The sequence below is a fragment of the Deltaproteobacteria bacterium genome (assembly GCA_016178705.1).
GTDB lineage: Bacteria > Desulfobacterota > Binatia > HRBIN30 > JACQVA1 > JACOST01.
On record JACOST010000009.1, the window covers coordinates 217274 to 233782 of the forward strand.

At 62.6% G+C, this 16509-nt stretch carries 18 protein-coding genes; 12 read left to right on the top strand and 6 right to left on the bottom strand.

The window, feature by feature from the left end; all coding sequences use genetic code 11:
* Positions 1-157 precede the first annotated feature (157 nt).
* The 6 genes from cofG to HYR72_05215 all read left to right on the top strand — a co-directional run bounded on the left by cofG (position 158) and on the right by HYR72_05215 (position 5506).
* Positions 158-1366: a 7,8-didemethyl-8-hydroxy-5-deazariboflavin synthase CofG gene (cofG, locus tag HYR72_05190; GenBank protein MBI1814350.1), complete on the top strand. Its 1209-nt coding sequence runs from the start codon at positions 158-160 to the stop codon at positions 1364-1366.
* Positions 1360-2619 (top strand): 5-amino-6-(D-ribitylamino)uracil--L-tyrosine 4-hydroxyphenyl transferase CofH, encoded by a 1260-nt coding sequence (gene cofH, locus HYR72_05195; GenBank protein ID MBI1814351.1) that lies wholly within the window; start codon positions 1360-1362, stop codon positions 2617-2619. Before cofG ends, cofH begins: the two co-directional genes overlap by 7 nt.
* Positions 2537-3481 carry a 2-phospho-L-lactate transferase gene (locus HYR72_05200; protein MBI1814352.1) on the top strand — a complete coding sequence of 315 codons (945 nt, stop codon included), beginning with the start codon at positions 2537-2539 and terminating at the stop codon, positions 3479-3481. Before cofH ends, HYR72_05200 begins: the two co-directional genes overlap by 83 nt.
* The gene (cofE, locus tag HYR72_05205; GenBank protein MBI1814353.1) at positions 3478-4236 is read left to right on the top strand and encodes a coenzyme F420-0:L-glutamate ligase; all 759 of its coding nucleotides are present in this window, start codon (positions 3478-3480) and stop codon (positions 4234-4236) included. The genes HYR72_05200 and cofE overlap by 4 nt, the downstream gene beginning before the upstream one ends.
* Positions 4237-4340: 104 nt before the next feature.
* On the top strand, positions 4341-4961 hold the full coding sequence (gene cysC, locus HYR72_05210; GenBank protein MBI1814354.1) for an adenylyl-sulfate kinase: 621 nt from the start codon (positions 4341-4343) through the stop codon (positions 4959-4961).
* 371 nt (positions 4962-5332) lie between these two features.
* Positions 5333-5506, top strand: a complete 174-nt coding sequence (locus tag HYR72_05215; GenBank protein MBI1814355.1) for a hypothetical protein — start codon at positions 5333-5335, stop codon at positions 5504-5506.
* Here the strand turns inward: HYR72_05215 and HYR72_05220 are convergent.
* Positions 5496-6491: a TIGR03617 family F420-dependent LLM class oxidoreductase gene (locus tag HYR72_05220; protein MBI1814356.1), complete on the bottom strand. Its 996-nt coding sequence runs from the start codon at positions 6489-6491 to the stop codon at positions 5496-5498. The two genes, HYR72_05215 and HYR72_05220, sit on opposite strands and share 11 nt — an antisense overlap.
* Positions 6492-6611: 120 nt before the next feature.
* Here HYR72_05220 and HYR72_05225 point away from each other — a divergent pair, with 120 nt between their 5' ends.
* On the top strand, positions 6612-7238 hold the full coding sequence (locus HYR72_05225; GenBank protein MBI1814357.1) for a CDP-alcohol phosphatidyltransferase family protein: 627 nt from the start codon (positions 6612-6614) through the stop codon (positions 7236-7238).
* Between the two features lie 7 nt (positions 7239-7245).
* Here HYR72_05225 and HYR72_05230 read toward each other — a convergent pair whose 3' ends face one another.
* From HYR72_05230 to HYR72_05250, 5 genes are all read right to left on the bottom strand, one after another.
* Positions 7246-8967, bottom strand: coding sequence for a tetratricopeptide repeat protein (locus HYR72_05230; GenBank protein MBI1814358.1), 1722 nt, complete (start codon positions 8965-8967; stop codon positions 7246-7248).
* Positions 8968-8972: 5 nt separating this feature from the next.
* Positions 8973-10799, bottom strand: a complete 1827-nt coding sequence (locus HYR72_05235; protein MBI1814359.1) for an electron transfer flavoprotein alpha/ beta subunit — start codon at positions 10797-10799, stop codon at positions 8973-8975.
* 464 nt (positions 10800-11263) lie between these two features.
* Complete coding sequence (locus HYR72_05240) at positions 11264-11824, bottom strand: SocA family protein (GenBank protein ID MBI1814360.1); 561 nt, start codon at positions 11822-11824, stop codon at positions 11264-11266.
* Between the two features lie 51 nt (positions 11825-11875).
* Positions 11876-12172, bottom strand: a complete 297-nt coding sequence (locus tag HYR72_05245; GenBank protein ID MBI1814361.1) for a hypothetical protein — start codon at positions 12170-12172, stop codon at positions 11876-11878.
* A complete protein-coding gene (locus HYR72_05250) occupies positions 12169-12993 on the bottom strand; it encodes an IS1 family transposase (GenBank protein MBI1814362.1) in 825 nt (274 codons plus the stop codon). The genes HYR72_05245 and HYR72_05250 overlap by 4 nt, the downstream gene beginning before the upstream one ends.
* A 401-nt stretch (positions 12994-13394) precedes the next feature.
* Between HYR72_05250 and HYR72_05255 the strand changes: the two genes are divergently transcribed.
* From HYR72_05255 to HYR72_05275, 5 genes are all read left to right on the top strand, one after another.
* Positions 13395-14150, top strand: a complete 756-nt coding sequence (locus HYR72_05255; protein MBI1814363.1) for a hypothetical protein — start codon at positions 13395-13397, stop codon at positions 14148-14150.
* A 12-nt stretch (positions 14151-14162) separates the two neighbouring features.
* Positions 14163-14459 carry a hypothetical protein gene (locus HYR72_05260; GenBank protein MBI1814364.1) on the top strand — a complete coding sequence of 99 codons (297 nt, stop codon included), beginning with the start codon at positions 14163-14165 and terminating at the stop codon, positions 14457-14459.
* A 79-nt stretch (positions 14460-14538) separates the two neighbouring features.
* A complete protein-coding gene (locus HYR72_05265; protein MBI1814365.1) occupies positions 14539-15321 on the top strand; it encodes a cyclase family protein in 783 nt (260 codons plus the stop codon).
* 44 nt (positions 15322-15365) lie between these two features.
* Entirely contained in the window at positions 15366-15563 is a 198-nt protein-coding gene (locus tag HYR72_05270) for a thiamine biosynthesis protein ThiS (protein ID MBI1814366.1), read from the top strand.
* A 15-nt stretch (positions 15564-15578) separates the two neighbouring features.
* Positions 15579-16505, top strand: a complete 927-nt coding sequence (locus HYR72_05275; protein MBI1814367.1) for an adenine nucleotide alpha hydrolase family protein — start codon at positions 15579-15581, stop codon at positions 16503-16505.
* The last annotated feature ends 4 nt before the right edge of the window (positions 16506-16509 follow it).

Here is a 16509-nt window from a genome sequence, read left to right on the forward strand (position 1 = left end):
GGAGTCCATTCCTTGCGCTCGCGTCCTGGCGAGTCTCGTTTCAACACCCCTTGGCCGCAATTCTATTGGAAGAAGGTCTAGATGCACCCGCATGCAGGCCGTGTTGACTGCCCTCGGACCCTCTCCTATAACCGCCTCGGCTTTTCGGAACGAGCGCATGTACGCTGCCGGCGCGGCTTTGGCCGCCTCTGATTCTGCTTCGGCTCGGGAGCCCGTCCCCGCTATCTTGGCATCTGCACTCGCCGGTCAGCCAATCAGCGAAGCCGACGCCAACGTTCTCATCGATGTTGATGACGTGGGTCTGCGGGATGCGATGGCAACGGCTTGCGAGGTGCGCGAACGCTACAAGGGTTCCGCCGTCACCTACTCTCCGAAAGTCTTTCTGCCGATTACCAACCTGTGCCGCGACTTCTGTTCGTATTGCACGTTTCGCAAAGACCCCAACGATCCCGGCGCGTGGACGATGACGCCGGAAGAAGTTCGCTCGTGGTCGCGCGACGGCAAGGAGCGCGGCGCGATCGAGGCACTCATGTGCCTCGGCGATAAACCGGAATTGGTCTTCAAGTCGTATCGTCAGACGCTCGAAGTCCTCGGCCACACCACCACGATCGAGTACGTTCGCCACGCGTGCGAGGTCGCGCTTGAAGAAGGTCTGCTGCCGCACACCAACGCCGGCCTGATGACGCGTGCCGAAATGGCGAGCCTGAAGCCGGTCAACGTCAGCATGGGGCTGATGCTCGAAACCATCAGCCCGCGCCTGCGCGAACGCGGCGGTCCGCACTATCACGCGCCGGACAAGGATCCGGTGCTGCGCATGCGGATGATTCACGAGGCCGGCGAGTTGCAGATTCCGTTCACGACGGGCATCCTCGTCGGCATCGGCGAAACTCGCGCCGAGCGGGTCGCCAGTTTGATCGCGATCCGCGACGCGCACGAACGCTACGGACACATTCAGGAGATCATCATCCAGAACTTCCGCGCCAAGCCGAGTATCCCGATGGCCACCAGCCCCGAACCCGACACGCTCGAAATGGCGCGTACCCTCGCCGTGTGCCGGCTGCTGATGCCGGCGATGAACATTCAAGCGCCGCCGAACCTCAGTCCATACGATCACCGCATCTTGCTCAACTCCGGTCTCAACGACTGGGGTGGCATCTCCCCGCTGACGCGGGACTACGTCAACCCCGAGGCTCCCTGGCCGCACGTCGCCGCATTGGCCGCGACGTGCAAAGGGGAAGGCTCTATCCTGCAACCTCGCCTGCCGATCTACGATGAGTACATCGATCGGCCCGGCTTCTTGGATCCGGCGCTGCACGCGCGCACGCGCGCGCTGGCGGCCGGCAGAGGAGGAGTCTTGCCATGTTGACGCGTCACATTCGGGAAATGGTCACCGACCCGCGGCCGCTCGACGCCGTGCTTGCGGAGGCCTCGGCACCGACGCGAGCGATTCTCGAGCGTTCACTCGAAGCGCGCGAACTCAGTGTCGAGGACGGCGTCCACCTGTTGAGCACCGAGGGCGCCGACCTGCTCGCGCTGATCAAGACCGCCGATCGCGTGAGAGCCACCGACGTCGGCAACGACGTTACCTACGTCATCAACCGCAACATCAACTGGACCAACATCTGCTTCGTCGGCTGCCAGTTCTGCGCCTTCGCCGTGCATCGCAAAGATCCAACCGCGTACAACCACGATGTCAATCACGTCCTCAGCAAAGTGCAGGACGCGATCGATCGCGGCGCCAGCGAAGTGTGCATGCAGGGCGGCATCAATCCGGAAATGGACGCGTTCGAGTACCGCGACATGTTGCTGGCGATCAAGGCGCGCTACCCGCACATGCACATCCACGCGTACTCGCCGATGGAGATCATGTACGGCGCCCGCCGCACGGGGATGAATTACACGGACTACATCAGCATGCTGCGCGACGCTGGCCTCGGGACTATCCCGGGTACCGCGGCTGAGATCCTCGACGACGACGTGCGCGAGATCCTCAGCCACAAGAAGGTCGACGTGCGCACGTGGGTCGAGATCATCACCACCGCGCACAAAGTCGGCGTGCGCACGACCTCGACGATCATGTACGGCCACATCGAGACGCGTGAGCACATCGCCCGACACATCGACTTGCTGCGCACGATTCAGAAAGAAACCGGCGGCTTCACCGAGTTCGTGCCGCTGCGCTTCATCCACACCTACACCACGCTCTATCAAAAGGGGTTGGTGAATCCGCCGCCCAAGGGCGCCGTCGACTTTCGCATGTACGCTGTCTCGCGCCTGATGCTGCGCGGATGGATCAACAACCTCCAGACCTCGTGGGTGAAGCTCGGCGTCGAGTTGGCGCAGCTGACGCTGGGTGCCGGGTGCAACGACTTCGGCGGCACGCTGATGGAAGAGTCGATCTCGAAGATGGCCGGCGCCGACGCGGGCGAGTATCTCCCCGAGAGCGAGATCCGCGCGCTCATTGAGGGCTTCGGACGCATCCCGGTGCAACGCACTACTACCTACGGTCGAATGCACGGAGCGGAGGACGGAGCGAATGAGACGCACGCAGCGGGTGACGGTGCTGGCTGGCGGAGTGGGCGCCGCGCGCTTTCTGCGGGGCCTGCACTCGCTTCTTGACCCGCGCCGACTCATCATCATCGGCAATACCGGCGACGACGACACGTTCTTCGGCCTGCACGTTTCGCCCGACCTCGACACCGTCACCTACACCTTGGCGGGTCGGGTCGGGCGGCGGTTCGGTTGGGGCGTGCAGGGCGACACCTTGGCGTGCCTCCATGCGCTCGAGCGCTACTACGCGGAGACCTGGTTTCAATTGGGCGACATGGATCTGGCCACTCACCTCTACCGCACCGATGCTCTGCGCCGCGGACAGTCACTCTCTGAGATCACGCGAACGATCGCGCAGCGCCACGGACTGAAGGTGACGATGTTGCCCATGTCCGACGACCCCGTGCGCACGGTGGTCCACGTCGCCCAGCGCGGTGCCCTGCCCTTTCAGCAATATCTGGTCAAGGGACGCGGACGCGGGCGAGTCGAACGCGTGCAATTCGTTGGGGCATCGCGGGCGCGCCCGGCGCACGGCGTGCTTGGCGCCATTCGCAACGCCGACATCGTGATCGTGCCGCCGAGTAATCCGATCGTCAGCATCGGTCCTATCGTCAGTCTTGCCGGCGTGCGCGCCGCGTTGCGCACCACCCGGGCGCGGATCGCCGCGATTAGCCCGATCGTCGGTGGTATGCCGATCAAGGGTCCTGCGCATCGCCTGCTCCGCGGCCTCGGCCACGAAGTGTCGCCGTTCGGTGTGGCGAACATCTATCGCGACTTCGTCGATTTGTTCGTGCTCGACAACCGCGACGCGGCGCACGCGCCACGCATCCAGAAGCTCGGCATGCGGACGTTGGTGACCGACACGATCATGTCAACGCCCGCGAAGTCGCGCGCGCTGGCGGCGGCGGTTGTGGGAGAGGTGATGGCATGAACCCTTTTTCCGTCCACCCGGTGCCCGGTGTGCCGATGATACGCCCTGGCGACGACCTCGGCTCCATCCTCGCCGACGCCATCGCGAAGGCACAACTCGGTCCGCTCGACGGCGACATTCTCGTGGTCTGTCAGAAGATCGTGTCGAAGGCCGAAGGTCGCGTCGTCGATCTGAAGACGGTGACCGCGTCGCCGTTCGCGAAGCAACTCGCGGCGATGACCACTGACAAAGATCCGCGCGTCATTGAAGTGATTCTCGGCGAGACCAACCGGATCGTGAAAATGGATCGCGGCCACCTCATCGTCGAAACCGGCCCGGGTTACGTGTGCGCCAACGCGGGGGTCGACGAGTCGAACAGTCTCGATGACGACACGGTGATCCTGCTCCCGCGCGATGCTGATGCCTCCGCGCGCGGACTCGTCGACGCAATGCGGGCGCGAACCCAACGCGAGGTGGCGGTGATCGTGACCGATACATTCGGCCGGCCGTGGCGCGACGGTCTGGTCGACTTCGCGCTCGGCGTCGCCGGGATGGAACCGTTACTCGATCTGCGCGGCGAGCGCGACCTCACCGGCCGCGAGCTGCACCACACGGTGAACGCACAAGCCGATGCGCTCGCTGCCGCCGCCGGTCTGGTGATGCGCAAAGGCGAAGGCATCCCCGCAGCCATCGTTCGCGGCTACGCGTATCAGCGCGGCGACGGCGCCGGCGGTGCGAAGCTTATCCGCCCGCGCGAGTTCGACATGTTCCGCTAGGTCCGCCACTGCACAAGACCCGCGACCCTTGAGCCAACTGCGCTCCTCCGGTAAGAGATGCGGCTCTAACCGCTACACAATCTCATCGAAGGAGTCTCCGCAGCATGAGTGAACCGAAATCGAAGCACATCGTCTGGCATGCCGGGAACGTGTCGAAGACCGACCGCGAAAACATTTTGGGCCACAAGGCATGCACCGTATGGATGACCGGGCTGTCGGGCTCGGGTAAGTCGACGCTGGCCGTCGCGCTGGAAAAAATATTCTGGGATCGCGGCGTCCACTCGTTCGTACTCGACGGTGACAACGTGCGCCACGGGCTGAACAAGGATCTCGGCTTCTCGCCGGAAGATCGCAACGAGAACATTCGCCGCATCGGTGAAGTCGCCAAGTTGTTCACCGAAGCCGGCGTGATCAACATCACCGCTTTCATCTCGCCCTACCGTGCCGATCGCGAGCAAGCGCGCAAGCTGATGGCTGCAGGCGACTTCATTGAAGTCTTCGTCGATTGCCCGCTCGAAGTGTGCGAATCGCGCGATCCGAAAGGTCTGTACAAAAAAGCCCGCGCCGGTCAGATCCCCGAGTTCACCGGTATCTCTGCGCCCTACGAAGCCCCGCTTGCCGCCGAGATCACCGTCAACACCGGCACGCAGAGCGAGGCGGAGAGTTTGAAAACGATCCTCACCTACCTCGAGGGCAACGGCTACGTGGCAGCGGAGTCAGCGTAGTTTCGGCGCAAGCTCGGCCTGCCGAGGCCTTGTGCGAGAAGGCCCTGCCCGCGAAAAAAAAGCCCGCTTCCCCGAGTAGCAGAACCGAGTAGAAGCCGACGGCTTCGTATCGAGGGACTGCGTAATCGAGGGGCTACCCTTGTGCGGAACGCGCGAGCGGCTGGCGCTGCTGCGATGGCTTGCAGCAGCGCCAGCCTTCTTGCTGCCCGATGGCGGAAGCGAAGACGGCACCGGGTACACTTCTGCGTGGTACTGGTCTTGCTCAGCCCACAAGGGTGAGCGTCATCATGCTTGAAAGCTTCCGAACCCCTGCCAGTCGGCAGCGCGAGATGGGCGGGAAGTCGCCTTCCAGGCGCGCGCTATCACCCCCCATGCGTCTCTCACGCCCCCGAGCGCCTATCTCGCGTCCGTCTCTGCGCAACCTGCTGCGCCACATCCAGCACCACGGCCCCTTCTATCAACGTCTCGGCGATACGCTGCTCGGGGTGGGCATCGTGTCGGTGCTGCTGATCTCGGCCTATCTGTTGATCTTCGCTAGCCGTTGAACGTCGCCACGATCTTGCGCCAGCGCGCGTCATCGCGCCCGCCGCTGAACGGGAAGTAGAACGCGACACGGCCGAGCAACCCGGCGTACTTGGTCTTCACCTTGTCGGCGATCTCGTCGTAGGTACCGGTGATCGCGTAGACCTCGAGCATCTCGTCGGTGATCTCGTTCGCCATCCCGGCCCAATCGCCCTTCGCCGCCTTCTCGTTCAACCGAATGCAGGTCTCGCCCCAACCGTGCGCTTCGAGCACGCCTATGTAGGTGCGGGTCGAGGCATAGAACGAGATCTGTTGCCGCACCGGCGCCTTGGCCGCCTCGATCTCATCGCGATTGGCGCCGGTGATGACGAACGCGGTACTCGACAGCGCGCAGTCCTTGACGCTGCGCCCCGCTTTGGCCGCGCCCTTCTCCATATTTGGGATCACCGTCTCGGTGAGATACTTGATCGAATGAAATGGATGCGCGTGGAAGCCATCGCATACCTCACCCGCCAGCCGACACATGTATTCGTTGACCCCGGCAATGTAGATGGGAATCTTCGGCCACTCGATCGGCCCCGGATTGAAGAAGGGCGTCATCAACGTGAAATTGTAGAACTTGCCGACGAAGCTCGGCCGGGTGCCATTTTGCCAGCAGTCCCAGATCGCGCGGATCATTTGGATCATCTCGCGGAGCTTCGGGCCTGGGTGTTCCCAGCGCACGCCGAAGCGGCGCTCGTTGTGTCCCTTCACCTGCGTCCCTAGGCCGAGGATGAAACGTCCCTTCGACAGCGCCTGCAGGTCCCACCCGATCTCCGCTAGCACCATCGGACTGCGCGGGAACGCGACGGCAATCGAGGTGCCGAGCTTGATCCGCTCGGTGTGTTCCGCCGCCACCACCAATGGGAAGAATGGATCGTGACTGGTTTCGGCCGTCCACAGCGCGTCGAATCCCATCTGCTCAGCAGCGCGGGCAGCGGCCGGCACATCGCGCAACGAAGCACTCATCAATCCGGTATCGAGTTTCACAGGTATCCTCCTCCAAGCGTGACGTCGATGTGCGGCCACCATAACCAAAGGCTCCGGTTCTTCCAAGAAGGGGCGTGGTCAAAATGGGGCGTGCGATGGATGGCAGCGTGGTATAGTCGCGCCATGCTCGACAGCGCGTTTGGCAAACCCGGCGCGACGATCGACCGCGCACTCAATCACCTCGCCGACGTGTGCGTGCGGTGGACGATTACCCCGAACGCGCTGACCTACGCCGCGGTCGTGCTCGGAATTGTCGCGGGGGGACTCTTCGCCCTCGACTGGATGTGGACGGCTCTCGGCGTCGTGTTGTTGTCCGGGGTAGCCGACGCGATCGATGGCCGGGTCGCTCGACGCGGCAGCGGTAGCACGCGCTGGGGTGGCGTGCTCGATCTAACCTTCGACCGCGTAGTAGAAGCCGCGGTGCTACTCGGCATCGCCCTGCCCCGCCCGGCGTGGCATGCGCCAGCACTCGTGCTAGCGGCGACATGGTACGTCAACCTCTGCGTGTTCCTCGCCATCGGCGCCGCCAGCGAGGGGGCCAGCGCGAAAGTGATTCACTACGCCCCCGGGTTGTTGGAGCGCGCGGAGCTGCTCGTGCTCGCGCTGGTGGTGGTTGCGCTCCCCAGTCTCGCGCCAACGGCGGCATACGTTTACGCAGCGCTCGAAGTGGTCACCGCGACTCAGCGGTTCACCTACGGCCGCCGCGCGCTCGGCAGCCTCCGATGAGGCGCGCTCACGGCCTCACCGCCAGCCGGTTCAGCAACGGACGCGCGAACTCGGCTTCGCGGCTAGTCGGCGCCAGGCGTATGGTCATTTCAAGGTGCTCGCGCGCAAGCGCGAGGTCGTTCGTCATGAGACCCAGCGAGCCGAGCGCGTAGTGGGCGGGCGTGAGACGCGGGCTCACCTGTAGCGCGGCTTCCAAAAACTGTCGCGCGTTGGCCAAGGCATCGCCAGCCCCACGACCATCACCGCGATCGAGCGCACTCTTGCCGCGATTCCAGTACAGCACCCCCAAATTGTAGAGCGGATCTGGATAGTCAGCCTTGGCCGCCACCGCTTGGCGCAAGAGTGGCTCAGCATCCTCGTTACGACCGGTGTGCATGTAGAGCGAGCCGAGATTGTTTAGGATGAGCGGCACACCTGTCGCATCGGCGCGCGCCAGTGCCTCGCGGTAGGCGCGTTCTGCGACCGCGGGCTGGCCGGCCGCGTCCGACGCCTTCGCCAATTCAAAGCGCGGGAGCCACAGATCTGGATCACGCGCGGCGGTGGCACTCCACAGCGACAGGTCATTGTGCCAGGTCTGGTTGCGGCGAACCGTGCCGGCCGCTCCAACAACCACCACCAACGCTGTGGCTACGGTCACGATCAGCGTCCGGCGTGCGCCGGCCGCAGACCATCGCGTCGCCCAGTGCGCGACCAGCAAACAGAAACCGATCGAGGGGAGGTAGAGATAGCGCTCAGCAAACGGCGCCGCGGGGACCCGCCAGACGATCGGCAAAAGCGCAGGCACCAGTGTCAGGCCGACCCATGCGAGGAGAAACCGTGCGGCCGGGTCCGGCCTGCCACGTACCAAGTACCAGATGACACCAACTACCACCGCGAGCGAGAGCGTCGTGTACAGCCACAGCGGCTGTGCCGAGGTAATCAGCAAGTTGAGATTGTAGGGCATGACCAGTTTGGTCATGTAGAGCCCAACGAACGCCAGCAGCCACGCGACCTCTGGCATGTGGGCCGGCTCGCGCGGCGTCACCGCTCCCGCGTCGACCCGCAGCGCGGCATAGACGACCACGGCAAGGCCAACGGTGATCCAGTCCTGCCATCGCTGACGTGCCGGAACGCGACTCATCACGACGCCTGCGATCGGCAACAGCACCGCGGCACACACTGCCGTTTCCTTGCTCAACAGCGCGCCGAGTACGAGCACCGCCGCAATCACTAGGCGCCGGGCCCGGTTCATCCGCAGCACCATCAACGCGGGGAGAAGGCACAGCGCCGCCAGCACATCGGAGCGACCGGCGATCCAAGCCACTGATTCGGTGTGAATCGGGTGAACGGCGAAGAGGGCCGAACCCATCACCGCCGCCCGCACGCCGATGCCCAGCCTCACGCCAAGCACGAACACCAGCCACGCGACCAACGCATGCGCTACCAGCGGCGTGGCGTGGAACGCCCACGCCGCACCGCCACCAAACCAATTGTCGAAAAGATAGGTCACGAACACCAACGGTCGGTAGTACGTGCTTGCAAACTCGAGATCGACTGGCGGAACCACCAACGCGCGCCAGCTTGTAAACGCCGACAATTGGCGCTCGACGATCACCGGATCGTCCCAGACGAAACCGTTACGCAATGTGTTGGCGTAACACGCGACACCGAGCAATACGGGAAGAGCGCTCGCCGCCAGCATACGCGGCCGCGAGGTGGTCGACTCCACAGTGGGCGCCGTGTGAGCCACCGCCGCTAGTTGCGGGCTCGCTGCAGGCGGTCAGTCAGCAGCGGCACAACCTCAGCGTAGTCGCCGACGATGCCGTAGTCGGCGGCTTTGAACACCGGCGCCTTGGCGTTCTTGTTGATCGCGACGATCACGCCGGCGCGACGGACGCCCACCATGTGCTCCATCGCGCCACGGATGCCGATGGCCACGTAGAGCTGCGGCGCGATCGCTCGCCCCGTCAGCCCGACTTGATACTGGCGCGGCAACCAGCTCGCGTCCGACACATCGCGGGTGCTGCACATTGCCGCGTTCAACACTTTAGCCAGCGGCTCGAGCGCCGCGAGATTGGCTGCACTCCCCAAGCCCATGCCAACGCCGATCACGACCGGCGCATGATCGAGCGCGGCTGCACTCTCCGCCGTCCGACGCTGCGCGACGACATTGACGCGCGCGACCTGGTTCGGAACCGGCAGGCGCTCGACCACGGCGCGCCGCGACGTGTCGGGCGTGGCCGCGTCGAGTAAACCCGGCCGCACGGTTGCCATCTCCGGTCGTGTCTTGGAGAGGATCGGCGCAACCACACTGCCACCGAACGCCGGCTTGTACTGCAGCAGCCGGCCTTCGCCGTCGAGATCGAGATCGATGCAATCGCCCGTCAGGCCCAGGCCGAGGCGGGCCGCCACCCGCGGCGCCAGATCGCGACCCATCACCGTCGCCGGCAGCAACACCACTCCCGGCTGGCGGGTGCGGATAGCGTCGGCGACAATCGCCGCCCACAGTTCAGTGTCGTAGTGCGGCAGACGCGCATGATCCGCCACCAACACATGCTGAGCGCCATAGTGCGCGCACTCCGTTGCGTGGCGCTCGGCGCCAGCGCCGATGATGAACGCGGTCACCGACGCGTCCATCCGTTGCGCGAGTTCCGCTGCCTTGCCGAGCAATTCGTATGTCACCGGCCGCACACGCTCGTGCAGCACCTCGCCAAGCACCCAAATGTCCTTGGCTCCGGCACGCGGGACCGTCCCGGCAGCAGGCGTGCGAGGGGCAGCCGTTGCCTGCCACTCGCCGAAGAGGCCGTGCTTCAACAGCGCACTGACAAGTTGATCAACGACCTGCTCCAGGGTGTCACCCGTGAGCACCTGACCGCGCCGCTTGGTTTCGATCGTTTCCAGCCCTGCGACCCACGTCGGCGAACCACTCGTCCCCAATTGCTCGGTCGCGAGCGGCAACTCGGCTGCGGTCACTGTCACGATCGGCTTCTGTTTGGCTTGTTCGCGGTCAGTCTTGGACGGGAAGCGTTCAGGCGCCAAGTCCTCGGCGGCAGTCACCAGCGCTGGCCACCCAACTTCGACGGTTTCGAACCCGTTGTCGGTTTCTCGCTCCGACGTAATGCGTCGAGTAGCCACATTGACCTCGATCGTGTGCGCGCCGGTGATCTGCGCGACATCGAGCAACTCGGCGACTTCGGGTCCGACCTGACCGGTTTCCGCATCGACGCTGTGGCGACCGCACAGAATGAGATCGAACGGTTCGCGACGGATCGCGGCCGCTAACACCCGCGCGGTGGCGAGCGTATCCGACCCCGCGAACGCGCGATCGCACAGATGGACGGCACGATCCGCGCCCAGCGCCAGACACTCCGCTAACGCTTCCCGGGCTTGTGGCGGTCCCATCGTGAGCACGACCACTTCGCCTCCGTGTGCACGCACCAGGTCCACGGCCTTAATCAGTGCCCGCACGTCGAACGAGCTGACTTCGGTCGGTACACCCTCGCGCTTCAACGTCTTCGAGGTTGCATCGAACTGCATCGCCGAGACGACGGGCACCTGCTTTATGCACACCACAATACGCACGCCGCTTGCCTCCGCTCTTCTGAATTGTACGCACCGTGTGACAGCAATCGGGAGCGAGTGCAAACCTGCATCCGAGGGTAGTGTCCTAATTTGAAGCTTTGGGAGGAGTGCTCTTAGCCTTCGGAGTGCTCATAGCGATGGCGTGTTGGAATTTCTGCGGAGTAAACTCTGAATCAATCGCTCCACGCCGCACGCGCTCTAGAACGTGGTCAGTAAGCGGCTGGCATTGAACCACGAAGCCGCCCTCCAGCATGGCGTCCCGCACTACCACTGAGAGTTGTCGGCCCTCTTCATAGGAAACAGCCATCGGCTGATGGCCGATGCTTGGGTGATCATGCGATTGAAGCACGCACGTCAGGTCATCCCATCCGTTGTGCCGCAAGCGCCTGAGGGGAAAGATCACCACGTCGCCCGTGGCGGAGGGGCCATCGGCGACAATCCACAGTCTTTCCGGACTAGTCGGATTACGATTGAGAAACGTGTGGCCGGCTGCGCAGGTCCAGGAAGTAGGTGTCTTCGGCATCGTGAGTTAGCTGCCTGATTTCTTCCTGTGACTTGCCTTCGTGGTGCAGGATAGTTTGCGGATCAATCGGATCAGAAGAGCCATCTGGATCAACCCACTCTGGAAGATCGTGAGTGAGGTCCCGAAGCGCCCATTTGTCCAAGGGTCCATACTTGCTGTCGACTTCATCGAGGATTCTCAACTCATACTTGGACAGTTCATCTGTTTCGAGTTCCCGCGCAAGCGCCACCTCATAACTCGTGGAGGTAGTGATATACTCAGACCAAGGCGAAGGGGTTCGCGACCCCCAATTGATGAGGTCCAGGACGGTGGAGAGAACAGGGCCATGTGGCATCGATACCATGTGATCGCCCGTTATCATCCGACCGCGCTCCACGAGAACCCGACGATCCGCCAGATATAGAAGCTTGATCAGCTTCATGTAATTGAGACGCCCGCCACGCAGCTTTATCAGGTATGCAGCGGCTTGCGCGGCCTTCCGCTCGTTGAACCGGAACCTCATTCCTAAGAGCGTAGCAGTTCATCCCCGCCGAGTCACTAGGAATGACACTCATCACTGTCGCCTCTTGCGTGCATCGGTGACGATCGCTGCGCGTACTGCATCGATGGCTGAGTTGATAGGAGCCACACCTAGCACCGCCACATGGTGCAGCGTGTCGTCATCGCCGCGATAGCTCCAAGCATAGGCGCGCTGCGCATTCGGGTGCCCACGGATCGCGAACACTTCCACGTCGCCTTGCCATACAGGCTCACCGTTGACCGTCTCATTCACGGGTACGGACTCAACGTGCTGGCTATCGAGTCCATGCAGATCGCGGATTGTCTTCCGTAGGCGCGCAACATCGTTCATGCTGCCATATCCACCAGGTCGCCGATGCTGAGGGCACTCGGCAGCACGCCAGCCTCCATCGCGGGAGTGCAACGAATCGTGCGGTGCTCTCGGACGAAGTTGTAAAATGCGAAGTACAGGTCCATCGATGCCTTGAAGTTCTCCAGCTTCTTGCTGAAACCGAGACTCAAGCGCGTGAGTCGTCGGCAGTGAGTCCGGATACTCAGGTTGCTGCGCTCGACCAGCGAAGTCGAAACAAGGTCCATGTTCGGATACCCGATCAAGTCGTCTTTCTCGCTGCTCACTACACGCGGCGGACTGTAGCGGCCACGACCGGCCGGCGTCTCTGCGTATTCCTTTACCACGGTCGCGTAGTCAACGTCGCGACCAAACGCTTGTTCGATGGCGTGCACGTAGGCCGGAAAACCGTCGCTCGAAATCTGCACGCGGTTGCGCAGCCGCGACGCCAGATCGTCAACGAACTCCATCGTGGTGTGATAGGTGCGCTTGCCGACCTTGTAGCTCGGAATCAGCTTGCTCACCGGATCGAGTGCAACGAAGGTGTACTGATCGCCAACACGCGACCAGTCGTCGCCCTCTTCGACGTTCTTGTTCTTCTTGGCGACGAACGCCCAGATTTCGTCGACCTCGATTCGGCGGCAATCCAGATCGCGGAGCGCCCAATCGCTGAACTCGGCACACTTGGTGCCCACGCGCACCATCAGCCGGAGAATCGTATCGCGATGCACGCCGGTGATGCGCTCCGCGCTACGCACGCTAGAGCCCTCCAGCAACATCGAAATCACCGCTACCTGTTTGTCCTTCTTGAGTACGTTCGCCATATGATTCTCCCGGAGAATTTGCTAAAGGAGACGGAGGGCGGGGGTTTCGGTCCCCACTCGCGCTGCCACGCGAGCCCTAGGGTTGTAACGCCCGTTATCAGCGCCAGCTTGCGGCACCCTCCGAAGGGTAGGACCCCGGCCAGGCTCGGATTTGGAGTTCGAGACCTGGCCGGCACCCAACGCCACCACAACAACCATTGATGCGCGAGCTTTGGAGTTTCGCGACGAATTGCCTGTGTCGTTGAACATGATCGAAGTCTACCAGTTTGCCGCGCCAGGTCAAGAGCCAAAAGCGTATTTGGCGATTTTTTAGCTCGACACAATTGGCGCGCCGGCATGCGACAAAATGTGTTGACGTGAGCCATCGTATTCACTACACTGCTTTCGAGGAGGAGACGCCAATGCCAGACCCATCCGAGAAGACGCGAAAGGCCGTTCATAGGAGCCCGAGGTACCCTGGAATGCCTTTGCCTGAGGCCATTGAGAAGGCACGGCAGATATATGCAGTGGAGAAGCGCGTCGCGACTACGCCCGAAGTGATCGCTACACAGCTTGGGTACACTCCGGGAACCGGCCCTGCCAACCGTGTTATGTCTGCCCTAAAGCAGTATAGGTTACTAGAGGAAAGTTCGGGCAGATTCAAAATATCGGATCTGGCTTTCAACATTCTGCACCTTTCCGAAGAGGCACCTGAGAGGCTAGCCGCCATAAGGGAAGCGGCCAAAAGCCCTGATATAATACGGGAAATTCTCCAGGAGTTCCCTGATGGGCTACCTTCTGACGCAACGTTGGGTGATTTCTTACTGAAGCGTAACTTTAACCCTGGTAGTGTCTCCTTCCTAATAAAGGTAGTGGCTGAGACAATATCCCTTGCAAAGCTTCAAGCTGATAACTATGAAGGTGGGACGGAGAACATCGCGTCGATGCCGCAACAACTGCCAGCAAATCGGACCTCGGAGCCTGCGAGCGTCACGGTCAACCGTGCGATACGGGAACGCATGGAAGCCGCAGGCGAGCGTGAGTTTGTCTATTGCCCATTTGGGCCGGATCGCGCGGGCCGTGTGTTGATCAAAGGTGATCCAACCCAAGCGGATATTGATGACCTGATCGCCTATCTGGAAATTGCGAAGCGACGGCTACCACCTGAAACGATTTGACAGGAGCGAGCAATGGCCAAGCCGAAGAAAGAGGGAATCCATTGGGTACAGCGAGGACGTAAACTCGTCCGCATTGTCCCGCCGTTGATGGCGCGCACGCTGGTTGTGGATCAGGCGTCGACCATGGCTGTCTATTTGGGCAAGTACATCGGCCAAACTCTCACGATGAGAATCGGGAGCGGCTCCGGCGCACGCATCGTACACCTGGAGGCGGAGCAGGCGCGCGAACTAGCCTATTCGCTCCTCCTCGCTGCGGAGCGATTGAGTATGTACGAAGACGGTTCGCCGGCAGAGCCCGGATTCGATTGAGCCGATTTCAAATTAGGACACTACCCATCCGAGAGGATCAGTGGCATTCGGGGCTTGAACAGTTTAGGCTTGGGAGCTGATGCGTTCGCCACTGTGGGTGCTACCCGTACTGGTCCTGGCGACGGGATGTCACTCCCCTGAGGCTGTACCGAAGCAGCCGAAGGAGATCGTCGACTTGTCGCCAGCCCTCAGCGAGGACAGCCCCTGTCGTCAGCTCGGCCACCGGACCTGTGACTTCCTCGGCGTCGCGCGGCAGACGTTCGCACCGGTGGTCCCCACCAATCCGAACTACGCCTTCGGCATGATGAGCTACAGCCTCCTGAGCCATGGCGGCGCTCATCTCGATGCTTCGGCTCGATTGCTGCGCGACGGCATGCGGGCTGACCAGGTATCACTCGACCGCTTCTATGGACCGGCGCGCGTATGGGATCTGCGCTGGCACGATCGCAACACCCTGTTGCAGGTCAACGACCTCGGTCAGCAACCGCCGGTTCTTCCCGGAGAGGTGCTGCTACTGCTCACGGGCTACACTCCGCCACCAGCCAACGAATGGCCGGTGTACAGCGCGCTGTCGCCGCAAGCGGCGAGCTGGCTCGTCGCTCGGGCGCCGCGCGCGGTCGGCACCGACATGCCGAGTCTGGGCAGCTTCGAACACTATGCGCAGCTCCTCGAACTGAGCCGGTCTCCGGACGAAGTGTGGGCCGAGACGCTGCCGTTTTTTCAGGCCGGCATTCCAGTCATCGAAGGCCTCATCAATCTCGAGCAGCTGGTCGACAAGCCCGCTGTGACGTTTGCTGGCTTTCCGCTCGCGGTCGCCGACCGCAGCGGCGCACCGATGCGTGCGGTTGCATTGGTATATTGATTGACTCCCCAAAACCTTTTCCCTATTGTCCCGCCGTTCCCCTCATGCGCATCACGTTGTTACCGCAGCACAAGCAGGTCGATCTGCCCGGACGGCATCGGGTTGCGGAAGTGCTGCGGCACCTCGGCATGCTGCCGGGCACCGCGATGGTCATCCGCGGCGATGAATTGGTGACCGAGCAAGACTTCCTTGAAGCCGACGACAACGTCGAGATCCGCTCCGTGATTTCGGGCGGAGCGTAGCCGCGGAGGGCAGTCATGAAGTGCACACGCTGCCGTGAACGCGCCGAGGTCCATCTGCGACAGCACAATTCGGCGTTCTGTCGCGGCTGTTTCCAGTTTTTCTTTCATCGTCAAGTCGAGCGCGCGATTCAGCACGAGCACATGTTCACTCTCGATGATGAAGTGCTCGTCGCCGTGTCGGGCGGCAAGGACAGCTTGGCGTTGTGGGACGTGCTGATCGCGCTCGGTTACCGCACGGTGGGCGTACACCTCGCGCTCGGCATCGGTGAGTACTCCGCGACGTCGACTGAGAAGACGGAGCGATTTGCCCGCGCGCGCGGCTTGCGACTCATCAAACTCACACTAGCCGACGAAGGCCCGGGGCTGGCGATCGCGAACGTGGCGAACGCCACGAATCGCAAATCGTGCGCCGCGTGCGGCACCGTGAAGCGGCACTACTTCGATCAGTTGGCCAACGAACACGGCTTTCGCGTCGTCGCTACCGGGCACAATCTCGACGACGAAGCGGCGCGCCTGCTCGGCAACGTGTTGCACTGGCAGACCGAGCACCTCGCCAAGCAGCATCCGGTGCTGGAACCCAATCACGAGAAATTTTCGCGCAAGGTCAAGCCGCTATTCCGTGTCAGCGAATACGAAACAGCCGTGTACGCGTTCTTTCGCGGCATCGACTACGTGATTGACGAGTGTCCCAACAGCGTCGGCGCAACCCAGCTGATCTACAAGGATGTGCTCAACCGACTGGAAGCGGCAATGCCGGGCACCAAGCTGACCTTCGTGAAGGAATTTCTGCGCAGCGGCCGCCCAGCGTTCGTCACGGCCGAAGCGCTGCCGCCGCCGCAATCGTGCGAGGGCTGCGGCATGCCGTCATTCGGAACGCTGTGCTCGTTCTGTCGCCTCAGCGCCGAGGTCGAACGCAAACAAGGGCCGGCGCACGTGAACTAGGCCG